This window comes from Isoptericola sp. Y581, assembly GCF_059445475.1.
In genome coordinates this window covers 649,675-673,979 of record NZ_JCAIUK010000001.1, presented here as the reverse complement: position 1 = coordinate 673,979, position 24,305 = coordinate 649,675, and the positions used below count along the sequence as shown (strand labels likewise).

The 24,305-nt window shown below is 73.3% G+C and carries 23 protein-coding genes; 11 read left to right on the top strand and 12 right to left on the bottom strand.

Annotated features, from left to right (window positions below):
• Positions 1 to 171: 171 nt before the first annotated feature.
• The 3 genes from AC1C2W_RS03015 to AC1C2W_RS03005 all read right to left on the bottom strand — a co-directional run bounded on the left by AC1C2W_RS03015 (position 172) and on the right by AC1C2W_RS03005 (position 3,680).
• On the bottom strand, positions 172 to 978 hold the full coding sequence (locus AC1C2W_RS03015) for a M15 family metallopeptidase (RefSeq protein WP_495412334.1): 807 nt from the start codon (positions 976 to 978) through the stop codon (positions 172 to 174).
• Positions 979 to 1,242: 264 nt separating this feature from the next.
• Positions 1,243 to 2,295 (bottom strand): hemolysin family protein, encoded by a 1,053-nt coding sequence (locus tag AC1C2W_RS03010; RefSeq protein WP_495387854.1) that lies wholly within the window; start codon positions 2,293 to 2,295, stop codon positions 1,243 to 1,245.
• Positions 2,292 to 3,680: a hemolysin family protein gene (locus AC1C2W_RS03005; protein ID WP_495388431.1), complete on the bottom strand. Its 1,389-nt coding sequence runs from the start codon at positions 3,678 to 3,680 to the stop codon at positions 2,292 to 2,294. Before AC1C2W_RS03005 ends, AC1C2W_RS03010 begins: the two co-directional genes overlap by 4 nt.
• 268 nt (positions 3,681 to 3,948) lie before the next feature.
• On the opposite strand from AC1C2W_RS03005, the gene AC1C2W_RS03000 reads away from it, so the two are divergent.
• From AC1C2W_RS03000 to AC1C2W_RS02990, 3 genes are all read left to right on the top strand, one after another.
• Positions 3,949 to 4,695 (top strand): response regulator transcription factor, encoded by a 747-nt coding sequence (locus AC1C2W_RS03000; protein ID WP_495387855.1) that lies wholly within the window; start codon positions 3,949 to 3,951, stop codon positions 4,693 to 4,695.
• A gap of 103 nt (positions 4,696 to 4,798) precedes the next feature.
• Positions 4,799 to 5,875, top strand: a complete 1,077-nt coding sequence (locus tag AC1C2W_RS02995; RefSeq protein ID WP_495388432.1) for a HAMP domain-containing sensor histidine kinase — start codon at positions 4,799 to 4,801, stop codon at positions 5,873 to 5,875.
• Positions 5,876 to 6,195: 320 nt separating this feature from the next.
• Positions 6,196 to 9,999: a multifunctional oxoglutarate decarboxylase/oxoglutarate dehydrogenase thiamine pyrophosphate-binding subunit/dihydrolipoyllysine-residue succinyltransferase subunit gene (locus AC1C2W_RS02990; protein ID WP_495412333.1), complete on the top strand. Its 3,804-nt coding sequence runs from the start codon at positions 6,196 to 6,198 to the stop codon at positions 9,997 to 9,999.
• Between the two features lie 126 nt (positions 10,000 to 10,125).
• Here AC1C2W_RS02990 and AC1C2W_RS02985 read toward each other — a convergent pair whose 3' ends face one another.
• Positions 10,126 to 11,121 (bottom strand): aldo/keto reductase, encoded by a 996-nt coding sequence (locus tag AC1C2W_RS02985; protein WP_495412332.1) that lies wholly within the window; start codon positions 11,119 to 11,121, stop codon positions 10,126 to 10,128.
• A gap of 134 nt (positions 11,122 to 11,255) precedes the next feature.
• On the opposite strand from AC1C2W_RS02985, the gene AC1C2W_RS02980 reads away from it, so the two are divergent.
• Positions 11,256 to 12,182 (top strand): aldose 1-epimerase family protein, encoded by a 927-nt coding sequence (locus AC1C2W_RS02980; protein ID WP_495387858.1) that lies wholly within the window; start codon positions 11,256 to 11,258, stop codon positions 12,180 to 12,182.
• A gap of 119 nt (positions 12,183 to 12,301) precedes the next feature.
• A complete protein-coding gene (locus AC1C2W_RS02975; protein WP_495412331.1) occupies positions 12,302 to 12,904 on the top strand; it encodes a GDSL-type esterase/lipase family protein in 603 nt (200 codons plus the stop codon).
• Positions 12,905 to 12,910: 6 nt separating this feature from the next.
• On the opposite strand, the gene AC1C2W_RS02970 is transcribed toward AC1C2W_RS02975, so the two are convergent.
• A complete protein-coding gene (locus AC1C2W_RS02970) occupies positions 12,911 to 13,429 on the bottom strand; it encodes a mycothiol transferase (protein ID WP_495387860.1) in 519 nt (172 codons plus the stop codon).
• Positions 13,430 to 13,461: 32 nt separating this feature from the next.
• Positions 13,462 to 14,259: a DUF4097 family beta strand repeat-containing protein gene (locus tag AC1C2W_RS02965; RefSeq protein ID WP_495412330.1), complete on the bottom strand. Its 798-nt coding sequence runs from the start codon at positions 14,257 to 14,259 to the stop codon at positions 13,462 to 13,464.
• A 151-nt stretch (positions 14,260 to 14,410) separates the two neighbouring features.
• Between AC1C2W_RS02965 and AC1C2W_RS02960 the strand changes: the two genes are divergently transcribed.
• Positions 14,411 to 14,485 (top strand): 50S ribosomal protein bL37, encoded by a 75-nt coding sequence (locus AC1C2W_RS02960; RefSeq protein ID WP_099052597.1) that lies wholly within the window; start codon positions 14,411 to 14,413, stop codon positions 14,483 to 14,485.
• Positions 14,486 to 14,633: 148 nt separating this feature from the next.
• On the opposite strand, the gene rsrA is transcribed toward AC1C2W_RS02960, so the two are convergent.
• The 3 genes from rsrA to AC1C2W_RS02945 form a co-directional block, all read right to left on the bottom strand.
• The gene (rsrA, locus tag AC1C2W_RS02955) at positions 14,634 to 14,909 is read right to left on the bottom strand and encodes a mycothiol system anti-sigma-R factor (protein WP_495387862.1); all 276 of its coding nucleotides are present in this window, start codon (positions 14,907 to 14,909) and stop codon (positions 14,634 to 14,636) included.
• Positions 14,906 to 15,592: a sigma-70 family RNA polymerase sigma factor gene (locus tag AC1C2W_RS02950; RefSeq protein ID WP_495387863.1), complete on the bottom strand. Its 687-nt coding sequence runs from the start codon at positions 15,590 to 15,592 to the stop codon at positions 14,906 to 14,908. Before AC1C2W_RS02950 ends, rsrA begins: the two co-directional genes overlap by 4 nt.
• Positions 15,593 to 15,842: 250 nt before the next feature.
• Complete coding sequence (locus AC1C2W_RS02945; RefSeq protein WP_495387864.1) at positions 15,843 to 16,808, bottom strand: helix-turn-helix domain-containing protein; 966 nt, start codon at positions 16,806 to 16,808, stop codon at positions 15,843 to 15,845.
• A 93-nt stretch (positions 16,809 to 16,901) separates the two neighbouring features.
• On the opposite strand from AC1C2W_RS02945, the gene AC1C2W_RS02940 reads away from it, so the two are divergent.
• From AC1C2W_RS02940 to hisN, 5 genes are all read left to right on the top strand, one after another.
• Positions 16,902 to 17,048, top strand: a complete 147-nt coding sequence (locus tag AC1C2W_RS02940) for a hypothetical protein (RefSeq protein WP_495387865.1) — start codon at positions 16,902 to 16,904, stop codon at positions 17,046 to 17,048.
• A gap of 53 nt (positions 17,049 to 17,101) precedes the next feature.
• Positions 17,102 to 17,656, top strand: a complete 555-nt coding sequence (locus AC1C2W_RS02935; RefSeq protein ID WP_495387866.1) for a DoxX family membrane protein — start codon at positions 17,102 to 17,104, stop codon at positions 17,654 to 17,656.
• Positions 17,657 to 17,725: 69 nt separating this feature from the next.
• Positions 17,726 to 19,075, top strand: a complete 1,350-nt coding sequence (aroA, locus tag AC1C2W_RS02930) for a 3-phosphoshikimate 1-carboxyvinyltransferase (RefSeq protein WP_495412329.1) — start codon at positions 17,726 to 17,728, stop codon at positions 19,073 to 19,075.
• Positions 19,075 to 20,118 (top strand): ribosome small subunit-dependent GTPase A, encoded by a 1,044-nt coding sequence (rsgA, locus tag AC1C2W_RS02925; protein ID WP_495387868.1) that lies wholly within the window; start codon positions 19,075 to 19,077, stop codon positions 20,116 to 20,118. The genes aroA and rsgA overlap by 1 nt, the downstream gene beginning before the upstream one ends.
• Positions 20,119 to 20,192: 74 nt before the next feature.
• On the top strand, positions 20,193 to 21,014 hold the full coding sequence (hisN, locus tag AC1C2W_RS02920; protein ID WP_495387869.1) for a histidinol-phosphatase: 822 nt from the start codon (positions 20,193 to 20,195) through the stop codon (positions 21,012 to 21,014).
• A gap of 12 nt (positions 21,015 to 21,026) precedes the next feature.
• Here the strand turns inward: hisN and AC1C2W_RS02915 are convergent, their stop codons facing one another.
• The 3 genes from AC1C2W_RS02915 to AC1C2W_RS02905 are packed head-to-tail and all read right to left on the bottom strand — an operon-like array spanning position 21,027 to position 24,204.
• Entirely contained in the window at positions 21,027 to 22,961 is a 1,935-nt protein-coding gene (locus tag AC1C2W_RS02915) for an FtsX-like permease family protein (RefSeq protein ID WP_495412328.1), read from the bottom strand.
• A complete protein-coding gene (locus AC1C2W_RS02910; protein WP_495412327.1) occupies positions 22,958 to 23,677 on the bottom strand; it encodes an ABC transporter ATP-binding protein in 720 nt (239 codons plus the stop codon). Before AC1C2W_RS02910 ends, AC1C2W_RS02915 begins: the two co-directional genes overlap by 4 nt.
• Positions 23,674 to 24,204, bottom strand: coding sequence for a PadR family transcriptional regulator (locus AC1C2W_RS02905; RefSeq protein ID WP_495412326.1), 531 nt, complete (start codon positions 24,202 to 24,204; stop codon positions 23,674 to 23,676). The genes AC1C2W_RS02910 and AC1C2W_RS02905 overlap by 4 nt, the downstream gene beginning before the upstream one ends.
• Positions 24,205 to 24,305: the final 101 nt, after the last annotated feature.

Sequence of the window (24,305 nt, the reverse complement as noted above, 5' to 3'; positions counted from 1 at the left end):
GCCGGTTGAGCCTGTCGAAACCCCGCCGGTTGAGCCTGTCGAAACCCCGCCGGTTGAGCCTGTCGAAACCCGGTTTCGACAGGCCCAATCCACGGCGAGGGTGGTTTCGACAGGCTCAACCGACGGAGAGCGGGAGGGGCGAGGGCCGAGGAGCAACCACCAAACGAAAGCTCAGTGCCAGTAAGAGACCTCTTCGACGCCGGGTTTGTACTCGAAGTGCCAGGGCTCGTAGTTGCCCATGCCCCCGCGCTGCGCCCACGGCGGGTTCTCCCACCCGTACGCCGGCCCGTTCTCCCACAGCCAGCCGTAGACGTCGCTGGAGCGGTACTCGTCGCCGCACATGTCGATGGCCAGGCCCCAGCCGTGCATGGAGGTGCCGGGGGTGGCGGCGAGGTAGCCGCGGCTCGCCTTGACGGAGTATTGCGAGGAGATCGAGCGGTAGCTGTCGACCATGCACAGGTCGCGGCCGAACCGGGCACGGAAGGCGTCGTTGAGGGCGCTGAGCGCCACTGCGGCGTCGGCCCGCAGCATCTCGCCGTCCTGCCAGATGTCGCAGAGGGAGTGGTCGGCCAGCGTCCCGTTGCCGCCGTCGATGGGGGCGTCGGCCTCGCAGCCGGGCAGGGGGCTGCGCTCGGTGGAGCGACTGGCCGCAGCGGCCTCGACGCGGACGTCGCGGGGCGCGGCGGCGATCGCCTGGGAGGTGCTGGGCGTGTCGACGCCCTCCTTGAGGAGGGCGAGGGTGGAGGGGCCGGCGGGCTGCGTGTCGATGTCGAACGGTGTGCCGCCCGAGCTACCCTGCGCGTCGGTCACGAGCGGGGCCGCGATGGTCGCCGCGGCTAGCGAGCCGAGCACGGTCAACCGGGTGACCCAGGTGTGCCCCGTGGGGGCGGCGTGCCGGCCGCCGTTGCGGTCACCGGACGAGGACGGGGTGTGCTTGCGAGGCTTCTTGCCGGCTCTGGCGAGCTCTGCCTCGCGCATCTCCCGGCGCGAGCGGGGCGCGAGTGCGTCACCCGGTGACGTCGCCTCCACAGCACCTCCGCGCTCCTGCCGGCCGGCCGCCGTGGCCGCCCGGTCTCCCCCGGACCCAGACACGGACCGCTCGCTGCCCGCGTGCGCTGCACGCGGCCGCACGACCGATCCGTCACGGAACAATAACGGTGACGCGCGCCCGCGCCAAGTCCCGGTCCACGATCGGCCGAGCCCCGGCCAGGGCCGCGCCCCGTGGGAACGTGTCCATACAGGTCACGGACGCCGCTGCATCGCGTCCCTGACCTCGCCGACGAGCTCCTCGAGGATGTCCTCGAGGAACACCACGCCGAGCACCCCGTGCGGGCCCTCGACGCGCGCGAGGTGGGCGCCGGAGCGCTGCATCGCCCGCAGGGCGTCCTCGACCTCGTCGTCGGGCCGCACGGACGCCAGGGCGCGCACTCGCCAGGCCGGGACGGGGTCGAACCGGTCGCCGTCGGACGCGTACAGCACGTCCTTGAGGTGCAGGTAGCCCCGCAGGGCACCGGCGTCGTCCTCGGGACCGTCCCCGCACACGGGGAACCGGCTGAAGCCGGTGCGGGCCACGAGGTGCTCGACGTCGTCCGGGGTGGAGTCGGGTCCCACGACGACCAGGTCGTCCACCCTCACCATGACGTCGCCGGCGGTCCGGGAGGAGAACTCGATCGCGCCGGCCAGCAGCCCCTGCTCGTCGCGCAGCACGCCCTCCGCCTGGGAGTGCTCGACGATCGACTGCACCTCCCGCGCCGTGAAGGCGGAGGCCACCTCGTCCTTGGGCTCGACGCCCGCGAGCCGCACCGCGTGGTTCGCCACCCAGTTGAGGGCGGAGATGACGGGGCGCACCACGCGCCCGAGGAGCACCAGCGGGGGCGCGAACCAGAGCGCTGCCGTCTCGGGCCCCGCCACCGCGAGGTTCTTCGGCACCATCTCGCCGAGCACCACGTGCAGGTAGACCACCAGGGCGAGCGCGATGACGAGCGCCGCCGGGTGCACGAGAGCCTCGGGCATGCCGAGAGCCTGGAACGGCCCTTCCAGCAGGTGCGCGATCGCCGGCTCCGCGACGATGCCCAGGCCGGTGGAGCACACCGTGACGCCGAGCTGCGCGCAGGCGAGCATGAGCGAGACGTGCTCCATGGCCCACAGGGCGGTGCGGGCCCGGCGGTCGCCGGCCTCGGCGCGCGGTTCCATGGCGCTGCGGCGCGCGGAGATGACGGCGAACTCGGCGCCGACGAAGAAGGCGTTCCCGGCGAGCAGCAGCAGGCCGACCAGCAGCGCGGTCCCGGTGCTCATCGCCCCTCCTCCCGCGCGTCGCCCTGGGCGCTCCCGCCGCGCCGGTGGCCCGACGACGCCGTGGGCAGCACCCGCAGGCGCTCCACGCGACGCGCGTCCATCGCCTCGACCCGCAGGTGCGCGTCCCCGGCGTCCACCTCGTCACCCACGTCGGGCACCCGCCCGAGCTCGGCCATGACCAGGCCGCCGAGCGTCTCGTACGCCGGCCCCTCGGGGACGACCAGCCCGGTCCGTTCCTCGAGCTCGTCGGGGCGGAGCATCCCGGGCACGACCCACGACCCGTCCGTGCCACGCACCACCCCGGCGCGCCTCGGGTCGTGCTCGTCCGCCACGTCGCCCACCAGCTCCTCCACCACGTCCTCGAGCGTCACGATGCCGGAGGTGCCGCCGTACTCGTCCACGACCACCGCCATCTGCAGGCCCAGGCCCCGGAGCTCGACCAGCAGCGGCCCGAGGCGCACCGTCTCGGGCACCCGGGGGGCCTCGACCATGAGCGCGGCGGCGGGCACCTCGCCGCGCCGGTCGTGCGGCACGCCGATGGCCCGGCGCAGGTGCACCAGCCCGACCACGTCGTCGCGGTCCTCGCCGATCACGGGGAAGCGCGAGTGCCCGGTACGGCGCGCGAGCGCCACCACCTCCGCGGCCGTGGTGTCGCGCTCGGCGACGGCCATGCGCATGCGGTCCGTCATGACGTCGCGCGCCGACAGCTCGTCGAGCTCCAGGGAGTTGGTCAGCAGCGTCGCGACGGACGGGTCGAGGGTGCCTTCCTGCGCCGAGCGCCGCACCAGGGCCAGCAGCTCCGACGACGAGCGCGCGCCGGAGAGCTCCTCGCGCGGCTCCACCCCGACGCGGCGCAGCAGCGCGTTGGCCGACCCGTTGAGCACAGCGATCAGCGGGCGCAGCAGCATCGTGAAGACCCGCTGCACGGGCACGACGAGCCGCGCGGTGGCGTGCGGGGCGGAGAGGGCGAAGTTCTTGGGGATCAGCTCGCCGAAGAGCATCGAGAAGGCGTTGACCACCACGAGTGCCAGGATCCCGGCCAGGACGCCGGCCACCCCCTTGCCGAGCGACGTGCCCGCGAAGGCCTCGGAGAACAGGGACAGCAGCGCCGGCTGGGCGGTGTAGCCCAGCAGGATGGTGGTCATCGTGATGCCGACCTGGGCGGAGCTCAGCTCCGTCGACAGGTGCTTGAGCCCGGCGCGGACGGCGCGGTCCCGTCGGTCGGACGGGCGCGCGCCGCCGTGCAGCGGACTGTCGCCCTCCTCGTCGTCGGCCGCGAGGACCGCTGGATCGAGCGTGACGAGGGAGAACTCGCTCGCCACGAACACGGCGGTCCCTGCGGTGAGCACGACGCCGAGCGCGATCATGAGCACGTCGCCTAGCACGAGCGGCTCCAGGAAGGTCGGCGCCAGGAGGACAGGCGCCACGTGCGGCGGGGTGGCCGGTTGCCAAGGGAGCACGGCGCGGCGGTCCGCGCGACATTTCGACTCTCGTCCATCGTGCTCCGATGTTATCGGGCGACCGCTCCCGGGCGAGTCGACGTCCTCCTGGCGCCCTCTGGCGCCCTTCTGACGCCCTTCTGGCACCCTCCCGACGTCCGCGCGGCCAGCGTGTACTCAGCGCGTCCACAGGGAGCCGGTGCAAGATGGTTCCATGACCACCGCGACACCTCCGAGCGCCCCGGGCACCCCGAGCTCGTCCGGCCAGCAGAACGCCACCGTGCTCGTTGTCGAGGACGAGCCCGCGATCGCGGCCGCCATCGCACAGCGCCTGTCGGCCGAGGGCTGGCGCGTGGAGGTCGCGCGCGACGGCCTGGCCGGCGTGGACGCCGCCATGCGACTGCAGCCGGACGCCATCGTGCTCGACGTCATGCTGCCCGGCATCGACGGGCTCGAGGTGACCCGGCGGATCCAGGCCGAGCACCCGATCCCGATCCTCATGCTCACGGCGCGCGACGACGAGACCGACATGCTGGTCGGGCTGGGGGTCGGCGCCGACGACTACATGACCAAGCCCTTCTCGATGCGAGAGCTGGTGGCGCGCGTGAAGGCGCTGCTGCGGCGGGTGGAGCGCGCCACCCAGGCCGCCGTCACCACGCCCGCGGACCCGCCGATGGTCATGGGCGACGTGACGATCGACCGGGCGCAGCGGCGAGTACACCGCGGCAGCGAGGAGGTCCACCTCACGCCCACCGAGTTCGAGCTGCTCGTGATGCTCGCGAGCTCGCCCAAGACGGTCCAGACCCGCGAGCGCCTGCTCGCCGAGGTGTGGGACTGGGCCGACGCGAGCGGCACGCGCACGGTCGACTCGCACATCAAGGCGCTGCGCCGCAAGCTCGGGCCGGACCTGATCCGCACCGTGCACGGCGTGGGCTACGCCTTCGAGCCGCCGGAAGCCTGACGTGGCCGCCCCCGTCGAGGGCCAGCACGGCAACCGGCACGGCGCGGGGGACGACGCACCGCGCACCTCGGCCCGCCACCCGCGCCGCAAGGAGCACCACCGGCTGCCCGATGTCCGGCCCCTCGACCCGCTGCGCTCGCTCAAGACGAAGCTCGGCGTGCTGGTCGTCGCCACGGTGACGTTCGCCGTGCTGATCACCTGGCTCGGCCTGCGCAACGGGCTCGGGCCCAGCCGCACCTTCCCGCTGGCGATCTTCCTGTCCCTGGTCATCACACAGCTCCTCGCGCGCGGCATGACCTCCCCCCTGCGCGACATGACCGCGGCCGTGCAGGCCATGGCGGCCGGCGACTACTCGATCCGGGTGCGGGCGACCAGCCGCGACGAGGTGGGGCAGCTCGCGGAGACGTTCAACGTGATGGCGGCGGACCTCGGCGCCTCGGACCGGGTGCGGCGCGAGCTGATCGCGAACGTCTCGCACGAGCTGCGCACCCCGGTGGCCGCACTGCAGGCCCAGCTCGAGAACATGGTGGACGGCGTCACGGAGCCGACGCCGTCGGCACTGGAGCTCTCGCTCGAGCAGACGGAGCGCCTCACGCGGCTCGTCACGTACCTGCTGGACCTGTCGCGCGTGGAGGCGGGCGCGTCGGCGCTGGTGCTCAGCGAGTTCTCGGTGGGCGACTTCCTCGAGGAGTCGGCGCAGGCCATGTCGATGGTCGACGCGGCCAAGGGCCTGAGCTACGTCGTCGACGTCACGCCGCCCGATCTCACGCTCGAGGCCGACGTCGAAAGGCTGCGGCAGGTGGTCACCAACCTGCTCCAGAACGCGATCCGGCACTCGCCCCACGGTGGCACCGTGCGCCTGGACGCCTACCCGGTGGACGACGACGTCGTCCTCGAGGTCAGCGACGAGGGGCCGGGCATCGCCCCGGAAGACCGCGGACGCATCTTCGAGCGGTTCGCCAGCGGGTCGGCGTCCTCCCGCCCGCCCGCCGCCCCCACGTCCGGCGGCGGGGTGGCGAGCGGCGGCACCGGCATCGGGCTCGCCATCGTGCGCTGGGCGGTGGACCTGCACGGCGGGCACGTCGAGGTGGCGGACAGCGACCGTGGCGCGACGATGCGCGTGACCCTCCCCGCCCTCGCCCGGCCGGCGCCCGGTGTGACGACCGAGCCCGACGACTGACCCCCCGCGTCCGGACTCGTCGCGGCTCCGACACTCGCGCCTCGGGCGTGAGATTGCTCACACCCGCATGCCGCGATTGGCCGCGCGTGGTCCGGTCATGACGCCGCTCGACGGAATCTTCGGGTCGACCCGAAGAGTCGTTGCCCACCCCATTACCGGACGGCCACGATGCCCGTGGCGCGGCCCGGAACGGCCGTCTGACGCCGCTCGCCCTCCCTGGCAGGGACCCGCGGAGGGCATAGGCTTGGCCGTACGCACCGGCACCGTCGGGCGTTTCCGAACGAACAATCTGCAACTGTGTGAAAGTGGGCGATCCGCGCGTGGTGTCCCCGAAGGACGGGTCAAAGTCGATCAGCGTGGCGAGCGCGTTCGGAGCCAACGAGTGGCTGGTGGACGAGCTCTACGAGCAGTACCTCAAGGACAAGAACGCGGTCGACCCCGCGTGGTGGGACTTCTTCGCCGACTACGAGCCCGGTGAGGCGAGCAACGGCGCCGCTCCTGCGACGCAGCCCGAGCCGTCGGCCCCGGTGACGCCCGCCGTCCAGGCCGCCCCCGCTCCCGCCGCTCCCCCTGCGGCAGCACCAACGCCCCCCGCGAAGCCGGCGGCCACCGTGCCCCAGGAGGCGCCCGCGCCCCCGGCTCCGCTCTCCGCCGACCCCGAGGTGAGCGCCGTGCGCCCGGTCGCGGAGGCGCTCCCCTCCACCGCCCCCTACGCCGAGGTCGCGAAGACCGCGCCGAAGACCGCCGACGGCGTGGCCACCGACGCCGTGCAGAAGCTGCGCGGCCCCGCCGCGCGCGTCGTGACCAACATGGAGGCCTCGCTCGAGGTCCCGACCGCCACCTCGGTGCGTGCCGTGCCCGCCAAGCTCATGGTGGACAACCGCATCGTCATCAACAACCACCTGGCCCGCGGCCGAGGCGGCAAGATCTCCTTCACGCACCTCATCGGCTTCGCGCTCGTCGAGGCGCTGTCCGACATGCCGGTGATGAACGCGCACTACGAGAGCGTCGACGGCAAGCCGCACGTCGTGCAGCCCGCGCACGTCGGCTTCGGCCTCGCGATCGACCTCGCCAAGCCGGACGGCACGCGCCAGCTGCTCGTGCCCAGCATCAAGAAGGCCGAGGAGCTGGACTTCGCCGGCTTCTGGGCGGCGTACGAGGAGCTCGTCCGCAAGGCCCGCGGCGGCAAGCTCGGCATGGACGACTTCGCCGGCACCAGCATCTCCCTCACCAACCCCGGCGGCATCGGCACCGTGCACTCGGTGCCGCGCCTCATGGCGGGCCAGGGCACCATCATCGGCGTCGGCGCCATGGACTACCCGGCGGAGTTCGCCGGCGCCTCCGAGGAGCAGCTCGCCCGGATGGGCATCTCGAAGGTCATGACGATCACGTCGACCTACGACCACCGCATCATCCAGGGCGCCCAGTCCGGCGAGTTCCTCAAGGCGCTCGCGAACAAGCTGCTCGGCCTCGACGGCTTCTACGACCGCGTGTTCGCCGCGCTGCGGGTGCCGTACGAGCCCGTGCGCTGGGTGCGCGACAACACGGTGGACGCCGACGTCGAGGCCGGCAAGCCGGCCAAGATCGCCGAGCTGATCCACTCCTACCGCTCGCGCGGCCACCTCATGGCCGAGACCGACCCGCTCGCCTACCGCCAGCGCAAGCACCCGGACCTGGACATCCAGAACCACGGCCTCACGCTCTGGGACCTGGACCGCACGTTCCCCACCGGCGGGTTCGGCGGCAAGACCAAGAACACGCTGCGCGACATCCTCGGGCTGCTCCGCGACTCGTACTGCCGCTCGATCGGCATCGAGTACATGCACATCTCCGACCCGGCCCAGCGCAAGTGGCTGCAGGACCGCCTGGAGGCCGGCTACGCCCGCACCCCGCGCGAGGACCAGCTGCGCGTCCTGCGCCGCCTGAACTCGGCCGAGGCGTTCGAGACCTTCTTGCAGACCAAGTTCGTGGGTCAGAAGCGCTTCTCGCTCGAGGGCGGCGAGTCCGTCATCCCGCTGCTCGACGCCATCCTCAGCCGGGCCGCCGAGGGCGGGCTCGACGAGGTCGGCATCGGCCTGGCCCACCGCGGCCGGCTCAACGTGCTGGCGAACATCGCGGGCAAGAGCTACGGCCAGATCTTCAAGGAGTTCGAGGGTCAGCTCGACCCGAAGAGCGTGCAGGGCTCCGGCGACGTCAAGTACCACCTGGGCACCGAGGGCGTGTTCACCGCCGAGACCGGCGCCACGACCAAGGTCTACCTCGCCGCGAACCCCTCGCACCTCGAGGCCGTCGACCCCGTGCTCGAGGGCATCGTGCGGGCCAAGCAGGACCGCATCGACCTGGGCGGCGACGGCTTCTCCGTCCTGCCGATCCTCATCCACGGCGACGCGGCCTTCGCCGGCCAGGGCGTCGTGCCCGAGGTGCTCAACCTCGCGCAGCTGCGCGGGTACCGGACCGGCGGCACGATCCACGTGATCATCAACAACCAGGTCGGGTTCACCACCGGCCCGTCGTCGTCCCGTTCGACCACCTACGCGACCGACGTCGCGAAGGGCTACCAGGTCCCCGTCTTCCACGTGAACGGCGACGACCCGGAGGCCTGCGTCCGCGTGGCCGAGCTGGCCTTCGCCTACCGCGAGCAGTTCGACCGTGACGTCATCGTCGACATGGTCTGCTACCGCCGCCGCGGGCACAACGAGGGCGACGACCCGTCGATGACGCAGCCGCTGATGTACAACCTCATCGAGGCCAAGCAGTCGGTCCGCAAGCTGTACACGAAGAACCTCGTGGCGCGCGGCGACATCACGGTCGAGGAGGCCGAGCAGGCGCTGCAGGACTACCAGGCGCAGCTCGAGCGGGTCTTCACCGAGACCAAGTCCGCCGGCACCGCCTCGACGCCCGACGGCGATGACGAGATCCTCGGCCTGGAGCGCCCGGAGTCCCAGCGCGAGGGCGCCGGCGACATGGTGGGCTGGCAGACGGCGGTGTCCCACTCCGCGCTGGAGCGGGTCGGCGCCGTCCAGGTGGCCGCCCCCGAGGGCTTCACCGTGCACCCCAAGCTCGCGCAGCTCCTCGAGAAGCGCCAGCTCATGGCCAAGGAGGGCGGCATCGACTGGGGCTTCGGCGAGCTCCTCGCGTTCGGGACCCTGCTCATGGAGGGCACCCCCGTGCGCCTCGCGGGCCAGGACTCCCGGCGCGGCACCTTCGTGCAGCGCCACGCGGTGCTGCACGACCGGAACACCGGCGCCGAGTGGACGCCGCTGCTGTACCTGTCGGGCGACCAGGCGAAGTTCTGGGTGTACGACTCCTCGCTCAGCGAATACGCGGCCCTCGGCTTCGAGTACGGCTACTCCGTGGAGCGCCCCGACGCGCTCGTGCTGTGGGAGGCGCAGTTCGGCGACTTCGTCAACGGCGCCCAGACGGTGATCGACGAGTTCATCTCCTCGGCCGAGCAGAAGTGGGGCCAGAGCTCGTCCCTGGTCATGCTCCTGCCGCACGGCTACGAGGGGCAGGGCCCGGACCACTCCTCGGCCCGCATCGAGCGCTTCCTGCAGCTCGCCGCGGAGAACAACATGACGGTGGCCCAGCCCTCCACCCCCGCGTCGTACTTCCACCTGCTGCGCCAGCAGGCGTACGAACGCCCGCGCCGGCCGCTGGTCGTCTTCACGCCGAAGCAGCTGCTGCGCCTCAAGGCGGCGGCCTCCAGCGTCGAGGACTTCACGACCGGCACCTTCGAGCCCGTCCTGCGCGACACCACCGTGGACCCGGCACAGGTCGACCGCGTGCTGCTGTGCACCGGCCGCCTGTACTACGACCTCCTCGCCGAGCGCACCAAGCGGGAGGACACCCGCACCGCGATCGTGCGGCTGGAGCAGCTCTACCCGTTCCCGGAGGAGCAGGTCCGCGCGGAGCTCGCCAAGTATGCCGGCGCCGAGGTCGTCTGGGTCCAGGACGAGCCGCAGAACCAGGGCGCCTGGTCGTTCCTGCACCTGGCGTTCCCGGAGGACCTGCCGCGCGTGCGGGTCGCCTCACGCCCCGCGTCGGCCGCCACCGCCGCCGGCACGGCCAGGCGGCACAAGGAGCAGCAGGAGATCCTGCTCGCGCAGTCCTTCGACCGCGTCTGACGCCGAGCGCGCCTGACGCCGAGATAGAGAAGGCGGACCCGCGAGAGAGAGACGCTCTCGCGGGTCCGCCTTCTCTATCTCGGCGTTGTGGTCACCGTTGGTGGGCGGCAACCGGCCGGTCCCTGGTCACCATCGGTCGTGCACGTGCTCCTTGATCGACCCCTCGTAGATCTCCCGCACGCCGGAGGAGAACAGCGGGCCGAGTGTGTCGACCGAGCCGGCAGCGGCGTTGAGACGCGCCTGCTCGGGGCTCCGTGCACCGGGGATCACGGTCGACACCCCGGGCTGCTGCCACACCCAGGCGATGGCGGCCTGTGCGGGCGTGAGGTCCTGGTTCAGGGCGGACCCTGCGAGCTCGGTGAAGCGCACGGCCGCGTCGACGCCGACGTCGAACGGCACGCCGGCGAACGTCTCGCCGACGTCGAACGCCTTGCCCTCGCGGTTGAACGTGCGGTGGTCGTCCTCGCCGAACGTCGTGTCGTGGGAGTACCGGCCGGACAGGAGCCCCGAGGCCAGCGGCACGCGCGCGATGATCCCGACGCCCGCCGCGGAGGCCGCCGGCAGCACCTTCTCGAGGGGCTTGAGCCGGAAGGCGTTGAGGACGATCTGCACCGTGGCGACGCCCGGGCGCGCGATCGCGGTGAGCGCCTCGTCGACGGTCTCGACGGAGACGCCGTACGCGGCGATCGCGCCGTCCTCGACGAGCGTGTCGAGCGCGTCGAACACCTCGTCGTCGGAGTACACCGCCGTGGGCGGGCAGTGCAGCTGCACCAGGTCGAGCGTGTCGACGCCGAGGTTGCGGCGCGAACGGTCGGTCCACTCCCGGAAGTTCGCCAGCACGTAGTTCTCCGGCACCTGGTCCATGCGCCGGCCCATCTTGGTGGCCACGGTGACGCCGTCGCCGCGGTGGTCGGCGAGGAAGGCGCCGACCGCCTTCTCGCTGCGGCCGTCTCCGTAGACGTCCGCGGTGTCGAAGAACGTCACGCCGGAATCGAACGCGGCATCGAGCACTGCCCGGGCCTGGTCGTCGTCGACCGAGCCCCAGTCAGCACCCAGCTGCCAGGTTCCCAGGCCGACGACCGACACCAGCCGGCCGGTGCGGCCGAGCACCTGTTTCTCCATCGTTCCTCCGTTCGGTGGCGCTACGCGTGACGCGCGGCGCGGGCCCTCGGACGCGAGGGGACGTCTTGTCAGATCTGGCTCCCCCCAACGCTACGTCGGCCAGGTCGATCCGGCGTCCCGACTACGGTGTGAGCGTGAACACCGCTGACTCCTCCGCCGTCCCCACCCCGTCGGGCCGGCAGTTCCGCATCGCCTCCGGCGAGCACCGGGCCACCATCGCCGAGGTCGGCGCGATGGTGCGCGAGTACACCGTCTCCGGGCGCGACGTCTTCGTCCCGTTCACCGAGGACGAGCCCGCCCCCGTCTTCAACGCCGCCGTCCTCCTGCCCTGGCCGAATCGCCTGCGCGACGGTTCCTACACCGCCGGTGGCGCCCGGTACCAGGTGCCCGTGAGCGAGCCCGACCGCGGCACGGCCCTGCACGGCCTCGCCTGCTGGTACCGGTGGACGCCGGTCGAGGAGGCCGACGACAGGATCACCCTCGAGCTCGCCCTGCCGGCGCAGAAGGGCTGGCCGTTCCAGCTCGTCTTCCAGGTGCGGTACGCGGTCTCCGACGCCGGGCTCTCGGTGACCGTGACCACCCGCAACGTCGGCGCCGGGACGGCGCCGTACGGTGTCGGCTTCCACCCGTGGCTGTCGACGGGCGGCGCGCCGCTCGACGAGTGCACCGTGAGCCTGGACGCCGAGACGCACGTCACCGTGGACGACCGGCTGCTCCCCACCGGCGCCGAGCCGGTGGGCGGCCCCTACGACCTGCGCCGCACGCGGTCCCTCGCCGGGATCGACCTCGACGACGCCTGGGTGGACGCCACCCGGGACGACGCCGGGCTGTCGTGGGCACGCCTCGGCTGCCCCGACGGGCGGACCGCCGCGATCTGGATGGGCGACTCCCTGGACTGCTGGCAGGTGTGCACGGCCGACCACATCTCCGGCTACGAGCGGTACGGGCTGGCGGCGGAGCCTATGACCTGCGTAGCCGACGCCTTCAACACCGGCGAGCGGCTCGTGCGGCTCGCACCGGGCGACGAGCACGTCGTGCGGTGGGGTGCCACGCTGCTCTGACCCGCGTGCGGCGCGGTACCACGGCACCGGACGGCTCGGCGTGGGATCCTTCGCCACGGCCGGGCGTGGCCCAGAATAGCCGCGCAACTGCGAGACAGGACTTGGACGGTGAAGGCTCAGTGACCCAGACCGAGGTGCGCATCTGCGTCGTGGGCGACGAGCTCAGCGTGGGCGTCGGAGACGCTCGCGCCCTGGGGTGGACGGGGCGTGTCATGGCGCGCACCCGGTTCGGCCGCCCGGCGATGGCGTTCACGCTCGCCGTGCCCGGGGAGACCAGCTCCGCGCTCGGCGCGCGGTGGCAGGCGGAGACCCAGTCGCGCTTCGGCCCCGAGGACACCTGCGAGAACCGCCTCGTGGTGGCGCTCGGCCGCCACGACGTCGGCTCGTCGCTCTCGGTGGCGCGGTCCCGGCTCAACCTGGCGAACGTCCTGGACGTCGCGGAGTCGAGCCGGGTCCCGGCCTTCGTCGTCGGCCCCCCGCCGGGCCTGCCCGAGGACGGCGGCCGCATCGCCGAGCTCTCGGCCGCCTTCTCCGACGTCGCGAGCCGACGCCGCGTGCCGTACGTGGACACGTACACGCCGCTGGCGCAGCACGAGCAGTGGCTCGCGGACCTCGCGACGAACGGCTCCACGTTCCCGGGTCAGGCCGGGTACGGCCTCATGGCGTGGCTCGTGCTGCACACCGGGTGGCACGGCTGGCTGGGGCTGCCCGCCGACGAGTGACGGCCCTCAGACCCCGGCACGCCGGGCGAGGCCGCGCACGTAGGCGGCCTGGCCCACGTGCTGCAGGTCGTCCGCCACGACGCTGACGAGCCGCACGCCCAGCGTGACCGGTGGGTCCCAGTGCGTGTCGACGACGCGGTCCAGGTCGCCGGCCGTGACGGTGTCCAGGTACGCCGTCGTGGCGGCGTGCACGTCGTCGAGGTAGCCGGCGAGCAGCTCTGCGTCGACGCGCACCGCCCCGACCTGCTCCGCCGAGTGTCCGTACCCCGTGTCGGCCGCCGCGAACGGCAGGGCGAACCGGTCGGCCCAGCCCCCCGCCGTCCAGCGCTGCTCCGTGCCCGCCACGTCCGCGACGTGGTCGTCCTGCACCCGCGCCAGGTGCCACACGAGCCACGCGACGGTGTTGGCATCCGGGTCGGGGCGGTACGCGAGCTGCTCCGGCGTCGCGCCGCGGAGCACGCGGCCGGCCTCCTCGGCAACGCGTCCGAAGGCGTCGGTCAGCAGGACGACGTGGGGTGCGGGCATGGCGGTAGCTCCTTCGTGAGGACTGTCGGGGATCAGCGACGGTCGACGGTGACGTGCGCCGAGGTCACGGTCGCGGACAGGTAGGCGGCGCCGCGCCCGTCGGCGGGCAGCTCGGAGTGGTCGACGACCAGCGTGGCGCCGGAGCTCGGCAGCACCGAACCGTCGAGCACGACCTGCCCCGTGGCGCCGCGCACCTTGACGTTCACCGGCGTCCCGGCGGCGAGGCGCACGTCGAGGGCGCCAGAGACGGTCTTGGCCGTGATCATGGGACTCGCCTGCGCACTGATGGTCGCCGCCCCCGACACCGTGCTGAGGGATACCCGGGCGAGGGCACCGGAGAGCGCGACCCGTCCCGACACGACGGAGGCCGAGACGTCGCCCGTGTGCCCGTCGGCCGATACGTCGCCGGAGACGGCCCGCAGCGACATCGGCCCGGTGGTACCGGAGGTCCGGACCGCGCCGGTCACGGTCTTGACGGCGACCTTCCGGCCGCCCGTGACCTCGACGTCGGCCCCGACGGTGCCGACGTCGACGGCCGCGGCGGGCGGTACCGTCACGCGGACCACCGCACGCTCGCTCTCCCGGAGGTTCTTCAGCTTCGACATGACGGAGTCGAGCGCCGAGCTCTCGTAGCCGACGCGTAGCCGGTCGCCGTCCCGCGTCACCTGCAGCGGCTTGCCCCCGACCTCGAGCACCTCGACCCGCGCCCCCGTGGCCGCCGGGTCGGCGACCACCTCGGCCCGGCCGTCCTGCAGGCGGAGCGTCACTCCCGAGACCTGCTCGACGTCGATCGTCTGGGGGGCGGCGACCGCCCACGACTCTGTGCTCATGAGGCTCCCTCGTGCTTGGTGGCTGGTGCGAGGCCCACCCTTCCAGAGTGCGCCCGACACCCGGATCGGGGATGACCCGGATTCCGGACCCGGGCACCGGGTGTGGGATTATGAGCCCGACCCCTGATCCATCCTTCGTGAGGAGACCATCATGAGCAAGCGCGGTCGCAAGCGCCGTAGCCGCAAGGGCAACGCCGCCAACCACGGCAAGCGTCCCAACGCCTGAGGCTCCCGTCTCGGCAAGACAGAGAGGGGCGGGAAGCACAGAGGTGGGGGTCGCACCCCCAAGGTCAACACCCCCAACCCCGCCAAGCTTCCCAACGCTGGGGGCTCCCCTCTCTGTCTTGCTGCCTCTGCGCGACGCCAGCGGTGCGTCAGCGCGCGAGGATCGTGATCTGCTCGTGGATGCGCACCCGCAAGGTCTCGGGCGCGCGCTCGGCGCACGAGCGCCGCACGAGCTGCTTGACCAGCTCCTCGACGCTCAGCTCGGCCAGGCAGGGCGCGCAGTGCGCCACGTGGGCGCGCATCCGCGTCTCGTCCTCGACCGTCATCTCGGAGTCGAGATACTCGGACAGGTGCACGAGCGCGTGCTCGCACTCGTTCTCCCCTGCCGCCGGCTCGTGCGGGATCGGGGTGATGGGTTCAGTCATGACGTTCCTCCACGGGCGCCCGCCAGTCCTCGCTGCGCCGCGTAGTCGGACAGCAGCTCGCGCAGCTGCCGACGACCGCGGTGCAACCGGGACATCACCGTCCCGATCGGCGTACCCATGATCTCGGCGATCTCCTTGTAGGGGAAGCCCTCGACGTCGGCGTAGTAGACGACCATGCGACGGTCCTCGGGCAGCTCCTGCAGCGCGCGCTTGACGTCGGAGTCCGGCAGCCGGTCGAGCGCCTCCGCCTCGGCCGAGCGCAGCCCCCGCGACGTGTGCGACGCCGCGCGCGCGATCTGCCAGTCCTCGATGTCCTCGGCCTGGGACTGCTGCGGCTCGCGCTGCTTCTTGCGGTAGGTGTTGATGAACGTGTTCGTGAGGATCCGGTACAGCCAGGCCTTGAGGTTGGTGCCGGGCTTGTACTGGTGGAACGCGGCGAAGGCCTTGGCGAACGTCTCCTGCACCAGGTCCTCGGCGTCCGCGGGGTTGCGCGTCATGCGCAGCGCGGCCGAGTAGAGCTGGTCCAGGTACTGCAGCGCGTCCCGCTCGAAGCGGGTGGCGCGGGCAGCGCTCGTCTCGTCCTCGGGGGCACGCTCGGTGTCCTCGGGGATCTCCTCGTCGTCCGGGACGTTCCCCGTGCTCCCGCGCGGGGCCTCGCTCGCCGGGTCCAGGTGCTGGGTCATCACGGTCGAGCCTAGTCCAGGCACTGGGTGGGGTCCTCCGATCCACGAGCTGTGCAGGCTGGTCGTGCTGTCGGCCGTCGGTCCGCCGGCCGCACCCGCCGCCACGGCGTCCGCCGGGACGGCGAACAGCCGCACGGACTCCGGTCCGGCGGCAGGGGCGGCTGCGAGAGCCGTCGGCGAGTTGCGGGTGTTCACGTTGCGGTGCAACCGCCAGAAGGGCCCTCGCATTCCCGGCCGTGCGCCGTCGGGCCTACGACGCCAGCGGCGCCGCGAACCGGCGGCGGTACGCGACCGGGCTCGTGCCCAGCTGCCGCGCGAAGTGGTGCCGCAGCGCGGCGGCGCCGCCGAACCCGCAGAGCCGGGCGATCTCGTCCACCGGTGCCTGGGTCGACTCCAGCAGCTCCTGCGCGCGGGCCACGCGCTGACGCGCCAGCCAGGCCCCGGGGGTGGCCCCCGTCTCCTGCCGGAAGCGCCGCGCGAAGGTGCGCTCCGACAGGGCCGCGCGCCGCGCCAGGCGGGGCACCGTGTGCTCCTGCGCCAGGTGCTCTCGCATCCACGCGAGCAGGCCGGCGAGGGACTCGCCCTCGCGGGGCAGCGGGTCGACGACGAACTGGGCCTGCCCGCCCTCCCGCTGGGGTGCCACCACCATCCGCCGGGCGACAGCGCGGGCCGCCTCGGCCCCGAGCTCGGCGCGCACGAGGTGCAGCGCGGCGTCGATGCCCGCCGCCGTCCCCGCGCTGGTGAGGACCTTCCCGTCCACGACGTAGAGGGCGCCCGGGTCGACGTCGGCGCTCGGGACCTGCGCGGCGAGCCGCTCGGTGTACATCCAGTGCGTGGTGCAGCGGCGGCCGTCGAGCAGTCCAGCGCGGGCGAGGGCGAACGCGCCCGAGCAGATGGCGAACAGCCAGGCTCCCCGGTCGTGCGCACGCCGCAGGCCCTCCAGGTACGCGTGCGGGAGCGCGTCGGCGCCGTCCTCGTCGATGCCGTAGGCGACGGCGACGACGAGGTCCGCGTCGTCCAGCGCCTCGAGACCGGCCTCGACGACCACCGGGAAGCCGCCCTTGGTCATGACGGGGCCCGGCTCGGGGGTGCACAGGGTGAAATCGAACGCCGGGCCGCCGGTGTCCGTGCGATCGATGCCGAACACCTCGTACGCGACGCCCAGCTCGAACGGCGCCACGCCGGGAACGACGACGGCCGCGACCTTCCGGATCATGGCACCAGCGTCCCACGACCTTGGCAGAAAATCGATGCGGGATGGCATTGCTGCCACTCGTGGCAGGAACACGGTGCGCGAAGTATTGCTGCCATGACCACGTTCCTGCTGATTCTCGTCGCCCTCCTGCTGATCGCCTACACCGCGCGCCTCGTACGACTGGTGCGTCGGGACGGGCTCGGCAACCGCTGCCCCCCGCGCTCGCACCCCGAGTGGTGGGAGGGCACGCCCCTCGCCTGACGGCGCCCAACCGTCGACGCGCAGGAGCGTGCGTGCTCTGCCACAGTGGCTCCATGCTGTTGCGCCGTATCGCCCGCCCCCTGCTGGCCGCCCCGTTCGTCTACGACGGCATCCAAGCCGTGCTCCACCCGGCCGAACACATGGAGGCCGCCCGCGACGGATCCGCCCTCGTGACGCGGGCCGTCGGCGCCGAGCCCCTGAGCGACCGCCAGGCATCCCTGCTGGTCCGGGCGCACGGCGCCGCCACCGCCCTCGCCGGTCTCCTGCTCGCCGTCGGCCGGACCCCTCGGACTGCCGCCCTGGCGCTCGCCGCGCTGACCGCGCCGCTCGCCGTCGTCCACCAGCCGTTCACCAGCAAGGGCGCCGAACGCTCCCTGCGCACCGCCGCCTTCGTCAAGGACGTCGGCAAGATCGGCGCCGCGGTGATCGCCGGGATCGACCTCGAGGGGCAGCCGGGCGTCTCCTACCGCGTGCGGCAGGCGCGCGGGCACGCCGCCCGGGTGGCCGAGGCGAAGACGGAGACCGCCAAGGCGAAGGCCGGGACCGCCAAGGAAGCGGGCAAGGCCGCGGGGGCGAAGGCCCGGGCGAAGCTCGCCGAGGCCGTCTGAGCGGCCGCCGCCGACGAGCAGCCGAGACGCCTCCTTCCGCGCCACGGCCGGTGAACTAGCCTCGATGCCATGACCGCAGCCCCGCCGCCCGCCGCCACGGCCGAACCCGACGTCGCCGACGGCTGGGCGGCCCCCGTGGCCCCCGGGCCGCTCGACGCGACGGTCGAGGTACCCGGCAGCAAGTCGTTGACCAACCGGCTGCTCGTGCTCGCGGCCCTCGCCGACGGCCCGGGCACCCTGCGCGGCGCGCTCCGCTCGCGCGACACCGACCTCATGATCGGGGCGCTGCGCACCCTCGGCGCCGACGTCGCCGAGGGCGACCAGCCCAGCACGCTGCGCGTCACCCCCGGCCCGCTGCGCGGCGACGTGGATGTCGACACCGGCCTGGCCGGCACCGTGATGCGGTTCCTTCCCCCGGTGGCGGCGCTGGGTGGCGGCCCGGTCCGCTTCGACGGGGACCCCGAGGCACGGGTGCGGCCGATGCTGCCCGTCCTCGCGGCGCTGCGCGCCCTCGACGTCCGGGTGACAGCCCCCGACGGCGGCACCCCGACGCACCTGCCCTTCACCGTCCACGGCAAGGGCCGGGTCGCGGGCGGGGCGGTCGACGTCGACGCGTCCGCGTCCTCCCAGTTCGTCTCCGCCCTGCTGCTCGCCGGCGCACGCTTCGAGCGCGGCCTGACGTTGCGCCACATCGGCACCACCCTGCCGAGCCTCCCGCACATCGCGATGACCGTGGCCACGCTGCGCGACGTCGGCGTCGAGGTCGACGACTCCCGCGACGGCATCTGGGAGGTGGCGCCCGGCCCGATCGCCGCGCGCGACGTACGCGTGGAGCCCGACCTCTCCAACGCGGCACCGTTCCTGGCCGCCGCGCTCGTGGCCGGTGGCACCGTGCGTGTGCCCGGCTGGCCGACGTCGACCACGCAGCCGGGCGCGATGGTGCCCGAGCTGCTCGAGCGGCTGGGCGGCCACGCGGACCTGCGCGACGGCGTCCTGACCGTCACCGGCACCGGCGAGATCCGCGGCGTCGACGTCGACCTGCACACGGCCGGCGAGCTCGCCCCGACCTTCGCCGCGCTCGCCGCCCTCGCCGACTCCCCCAGCCGCCTGCGGGGCATCGCGCACCTGCGCGGGCACGAGACGGACCGGCTGTCGGCGCTCGCCACCGAGATCACACGGCTCGGCGGGCAGGCCGAGGAGACGCGCGACGGCCTGGTCATCACGCCGCGGCCCCTGCACGGCGGGCTGTTCCGCACCTACGCCGACCACCGCATGGCCACCTCGGGTGCCGTCCTCGGGCTGCGGGTGCCCGGCGTACGGGTCGAGAACGTCGCGACCACGGCCAAGACGCTGCCCGGCTTCGACGCGATGTGGCTGCAGCTGCTCGGGCCCGCCGCCGGCACGGGGGTCGGGGACTGATGCCGCGCCGCACCGTCGACGAGCACGCGCAGTACGAGCGGCCCTCGAAGCGCGGTTCACGCCCCCGCACCAAGCAGCGGCCCGAACACGCGGACGCCGTCACCGGGATGGTCATCGGCGTCGACCGCGGGCGATACACGCTCGTGGTCGATGACGGCTCGCCCGACGAGCGCATCGTGCACGCGATGAAGGCACGCGAGCTCACCCGCACCCGCGTCGTCATCGGCGACCGCGTGGACGTCGTGGGCGACACGTCGGGGGGCGAGGGCACCCTGTCGCGGATCGTCCGCATCCAGGACCGCTCCTCGGTGCTTCGGCGCACGGCCGACGACACCGACCCGTACGAGCGGATCGTCGTCGCGAACGCCGACCAGCTCGTGATCGTCACCGCGCTCGCCCAGCCCGAGCCGCGCACAGGGATGATCGACCGGTGCGTCGTGGCCGCGTATGACGCCGGCATGGACGTGCTGCTGTGCCTCACCAAGGCCGACCTCGCCGACCCCGGCCCCCTGCGGGACCTGTACGTGCCGATCGGCGTCGAGGTCGTGGTCACGCAGCAGGACGACGCGGCGAGCGTCGAGGCCGTGCGCGCGCGCCTGGCCGGCCGGACCTCGGTCTTCGTCGGGCACTCGGGGGTCGGGAAGTCGACGCTCATCAACGCGCTGGTACCCGACGCCGACCGCGCCATCGGCGTCGTCAACGACGTCACCGGCCGCGGCCGGCACACCTCGACGTCGGCGGTGGCCCTCCGGCTGCCCGTCCCGCCCGGGGAGGACGACGCCCGCGACGGCTGGGTGGTGGACACACCCGGCGTGCGCTCGTTCGGGCTCGCCCACGTCGAGACGGACCATCTGCTGCAGGCGTTCGAGGACCTCGCCGAGGTCGCCGCGGAGTGCCCGCGCGGCTGCACGCACCTGGCGGACGCCCCGGACTGCGCGCTCGACGAGTGGCTGGCGGCGTCGCCCGAGCACGCACGCCCCGCGCGCGAGGCGCGCGTGGCGTCGTTCCGCCGGCTCCTCACCGCCCGGTCCACCGCCGACTGAGCGGTTCGCGCTCCATCCGTCCCCGTCCGCGCGCCTGGTCACCGGGGCGGGGCCGGACCGCTACGGTGTGAGGCGTGTCGCACACCCAGCCGTCTCGCAGCCCCACCAGCGGGCCCGCGCGCACGTACGAGGACGACCTGCGCCTGGCCCACGTGATCGCCGACCAGGTGGACGCGATCACGATGTCCCGGTTCAAGGCCCTGGACCTGCACGTGGAGCGCAAGCCCGACGACACGCCCGTCTCGGACGCGGACCGCTCGGCGGAGGAGTTCATCCGCGCCCAGCTGCACCGCGCGCGGACGCGCGACGCCATCGTCGGCGAGGAGTACGGCTCCGCCGGGAGCGGCGCCCGGCGGTGGATCATCGACCCCATCGACGGCACCAAGAACTTCGTGCGCGGCGTCCCCGTGTGGGCCACGCTGATCGCGCTGGCCGACGGCGAGGACGTCGTCATGGGCCTCGTCTCCGCGCCAGCGCTGGGCCGGCGCTGGTGGGCGGCCAAGGGCTCCGGCGCCTGGACGGGCAAGTCCCTCGCGTCGGCGTCGCGCATGTCGGTCTCCGGCGTGAGCTCGCTCGCCGACGCCTCCTTCTCGTACTCCTCCCTGTCCGGCTGGGAGGAGCACGGCAAGCTCGACGGCTTCCTCGACCTCACCCGCCAGTGCGCGCGCACGCGCGGCTTCGGCGACTTCTGGTCGTACATGCTCGTGGCCGAGGGCGCGGCGGACATCGCCGCCGAGCCCGAGCTGGAGGTCTACGACATGGCCGCGCTGGTGCCCATCGTCACCGAGGCCGGCGGCCGCTTCACCTCGCTCGACGGCGCACCGGGCCCCTGGGGCGGCAACGGCATGGCCACCAACGGCCACCTCCACGACGCGGCGATGGTCTACCTCGGCTGAACGTGCTGGCGACTACTCGCGGCGCAACAGCTCCGGGCTGAGCTGGGTGCGGATGAGCGGCACCGTGGCGAGCGCAACCAGCACCCCGCCAGCGACGACGAGCGTGACGGCGATCCCCCAACGCCCGGGGCCCAGCAGGTCGTCTAGCCCGGCCATGCGCGCGTACGCCCGCGCCAGGACCAGCCCGCCACCGGCCCCCAGAGCGGCCGAGACCGTCACCGGGACCAGCACCTGCACCAGCTGGCCGGCACGTAGCACCCGGCCCGGCACGCCGACCATCACCTGCCGTGCCACCGCTCGGCGGCGCTCGACCGCGCGGTCCGTCGCCGTCAGCGCCAGCACCAGCAGGCCGACGCCGACGGCGAGCCCGGCCAGCGCGAGGACGGCTACGCGCACCCGGTCCACGTATTCGACGTCGTCAGTCGGGTACGGCCAGGCCGTGTAGCCGTGCTCCTGCGCCCAGGCGACGACCCGCTGCTGCACGTCCACCCCACCGTCGGCCACCACGTCGGCGCGGGGGGCGCTCTCGCCCACCTTGTCGACCAGGGCGGGCGGCACGAAAAGCGCGTAGCCCGGCCCGTCCACCCAACGGGAAGTATGAGCGGCGACGTCCACGACGATCGGCTCGGCCGTAGGCCGGACCTCGACGGATCGCGGTGCCGGTGAGTCCTCGTCGACGGACACCATGATCGGATCGGCGAGACCGGGCGTGTCCGCGTCCGGGAGCGGGGACAGGTCCGCCGACACCGAGCCGTCGCCGACTAGCCTGGCGGCGCGCGTGTCCACACACCCGGTCTGCTCGACGACGATTGACAGTTCGGCGCACGTGCCGACGAAGACGTCCCCACACCCGGCCAGGTCGCGCTCCGGGTCGCACGACAGTGCTGCGTCATGACGCGGCACCACTCCGAGCACCCCGGGCAACGCCGTCAGGTCGTGGAGCGCATCCGGGTCGAGCGTCGCGTCCGGGTTCTCGTCGAGCGCGGTGCCGTCGAGCCAGATCTTCTGCGGCCCGCCCTCGAGACTCTGCAGCGTGTACCGATACTGCGGCGTGCTCTCGAACGCCCCGATCACTGCGAGCGCACCCATCGCGAGGAACGTAGCCACGCCGAGCCCGGCGACCACGCGCGACGCCCCGCCCGCGTCGACCTGCATGGACCGCCCCGCGAGCACGGGGACCACGCCGCGGGTACGCACCAGCAGCCGTGCCACCCACGACGTGACGAGGGGCGTCGTGAGGGCGATCCCGATCGCCGTGACCGCCGCGCCGCCGAGCAGCAGGCTGGTGTCCACCCCGGTCAACCACCCCGGCTCAGCGGCAGCGAGCAGGCCGAGAGCCCCCAGCCCTGACGCCAGCACCGGCAGGCGCCGGTTCCTCGGCACCCGGGCGACGGACTCCGACCGCATCCGGCCCGGCAGCTCGCGGTCCCACGTCCCGCCGGTCCCGATCCCCATCGACGCGGCAGCCACAGCGAGAACGACGAGCGCGGCCGTGCCCCAGGGCAGCACCATCGGTGCGACCAGCCAACCGGGACCTTCCAGGACGGCGCGCCCTGCCGCGGGCGTCACCAGCACCGTCGTCACCGCCCCGACAGCGGCGCCCGCGAGCGCCGGCACCCCGTTCTCGACGGCGGCCACGGCGCGCGCACGGCCGGGCGTCACGCCGATCATGCGCAGGGCTCCGAGGCGCCGGTCGCGCAACCCCGACGAGAGCCTGCCGACCGTGACGAGCAGCACGACGGCGGGCAGCAGCAGAAACAGATCGATGCCCACGAGCTGTACGCGCGCGAGGCCGCGCTCGACCGGGTCGGGGTAGATCGCCGCCGGCAGCGCCAGCGCCACCAGCAGCAGCGCGGCGCCGACGGCGTTGCCCAGCCCGATCGACCAGGTCCGCAGCGGCCCGCCGGCCCGGACCAGTCGCAGGCCGAGCACGACGACCGCGGTCACGGTCGCGCCGTGTTCGTCGTGCTGCCCGTTCCGGCGAGCGCGGGCGCTCCCCCGCCACCGACCACGCGGCCGTCGCGCAGCAGGACGTCTCGGTCGGCCCAGGAAGCCACGCGCAGCTCGTGCGTCACCAGCAGGACGGCGCTCCCCTGGGCGGTGGCCGCGTCGACGAGCAGCTCGAGCACCAGCTCGCCGGTGGCGGTGTCGAGCGACCCAGTCGGCTCGTCGGCCAGCACGACGGGCGGCCCGTGCACGAGCGCCCGCGCGACGGCGCCGCGCTGGGCCTGACCGCCCGAGACCTCGCTGATCCGCTTGTGCGCGTGGTCCGCGACGCCGAGCCGGTCGAGCATCGCGAGCGCCCGCGCCCGGGCAGCCGACGCGCGGACCCCGGTCAGCCGAAGGGGCAGCTCGACGTTCTCCGCAATGGTCAGCTCCGGGACGAGGTCGCCCATCTGGAAGACAAAGCCCATCTGCCGCAGCCGCAGGTCGGACCGCCGCCGCTCGGACAGGGTGTCGATCCGCTCCCCCGCAAGCCACACCTCCCCGTCGTCGGGCCGCAGCAGGCCGGCGAGCAGGTGCAGCAGCGTGGACTTGCCCGACCCGGACGGCCCGAGCAGGGCGACGACCTCACCCGGCGCAAGGGCGAGATCGACGTCGTCGAGCACGGGCCTGGCGCCGTAGGCGTGGCACAGGCCACGGCCCTCGATGACGGCGCTCACCTGCCGACCCCCCGCACCTCGTCGGCGATGGTGGCAAGCCGGGTGGACGCCAGCTCGATCCAGCGCAGGTCGGCCTCGAGGTGGGCGATCTCGTAGTCGCCCGCGAGCCGGTCGACGACGTCGCCCGCGCGCCGCGCAGCAGTGAGCTCGCGCATGCGGTCGAGGTAGGCACGGCGGTGGGCGTCCAGGACCTGGTCGGCGGACCGGCCCGCCACGAGCGCGAGGATCACGCGGGTGAACAGCTCCGAGGGTCGCCCGCCGGGCGGGTTCGGCGCTGCGAGCCACTCGTCCAGCTCGGTGACACCGGCCGGCGTGATCGCGTAGACCTTCCGGTCGCCGCCCGCACCTGCCTCGACGCCCACCCCGGACGCGAGCCCGTCGCGCTCGAGCCTGGCGAGCGTCGAATACACCTGCCCGTACTTCAGCTCCCGCTCCTGGCCGAGCAAGGCGTCGTAGCGGCGCTTGAGGTCGAAGCCGTGTGTGGGTCCGTCGTCGAGCAGCGCGAGCAACGCCATCGGTACCGTCATGCCAGCGACCCTACACCCGGTGTATACCCCAGTGAATACCCGCCCGAGCCGCCCGTTGTGGGTGGGATCGTGGCCCAGGTCCACCCGAGAAACGGGCCACG

What these genes read in the sequence shown, in the direction of transcription:
- rsgA (WP_495387868.1), top strand. Translation starts at nt 19,075, where the DNA reads ATGCCGCGCCGCACCGTCGACGAGCACGCGCAGTACGAGCGGCCCTCG.
- AC1C2W_RS02945 (WP_495387864.1), bottom strand. Translation starts at nt 16,808, where the DNA reads ATGATCCGGAAGGTCGCGGCCGTCGTCGTTCCCGGCGTGGCGCCGTTC.
- aroA (WP_495412329.1), top strand. Translation starts at nt 17,726, where the DNA reads ATGACCGCAGCCCCGCCGCCCGCCGCCACGGCCGAACCCGACGTCGCC.
- AC1C2W_RS03015 (WP_495412334.1), bottom strand. Translation starts at nt 978, where the DNA reads ATGCGCGAGGCAGAGCTCGCCAGAGCCGGCAAGAAGCCTCGCAAGCAC.
- AC1C2W_RS02965 (WP_495412330.1), bottom strand. Translation starts at nt 14,259, where the DNA reads ATGAGCACAGAGTCGTGGGCGGTCGCCGCCCCCCAGACGATCGACGTC.
- AC1C2W_RS02970 (WP_495387860.1), bottom strand. Translation starts at nt 13,429, where the DNA reads ATGCCCGCACCCCACGTCGTCCTGCTGACCGACGCCTTCGGACGCGTT.
- AC1C2W_RS02985 (WP_495412332.1), bottom strand. Translation starts at nt 11,121, where the DNA reads ATGGAGAAACAGGTGCTCGGCCGCACCGGCCGGCTGGTGTCGGTCGTC.
- rsrA (WP_495387862.1), bottom strand. Translation starts at nt 14,909, where the DNA reads ATGACTGAACCCATCACCCCGATCCCGCACGAGCCGGCGGCAGGGGAG.
- AC1C2W_RS02905 (WP_495412326.1), bottom strand. Translation starts at nt 24,204, where the DNA reads ATGACGGTACCGATGGCGTTGCTCGCGCTGCTCGACGACGGACCCACA.
- AC1C2W_RS02940 (WP_495387865.1), top strand. Translation starts at nt 16,902, where the DNA reads ATGACCACGTTCCTGCTGATTCTCGTCGCCCTCCTGCTGATCGCCTAC.
- AC1C2W_RS02950 (WP_495387863.1), bottom strand. Translation starts at nt 15,592, where the DNA reads ATGACCCAGCACCTGGACCCGGCGAGCGAGGCCCCGCGCGGGAGCACG.
- AC1C2W_RS03010 (WP_495387854.1), bottom strand. Translation starts at nt 2,295, where the DNA reads ATGAGCACCGGGACCGCGCTGCTGGTCGGCCTGCTGCTGCTCGCCGGG.
- AC1C2W_RS03000 (WP_495387855.1), top strand. Translation starts at nt 3,949, where the DNA reads ATGACCACCGCGACACCTCCGAGCGCCCCGGGCACCCCGAGCTCGTCC.
- AC1C2W_RS02935 (WP_495387866.1), top strand. Translation starts at nt 17,102, where the DNA reads ATGCTGTTGCGCCGTATCGCCCGCCCCCTGCTGGCCGCCCCGTTCGTC.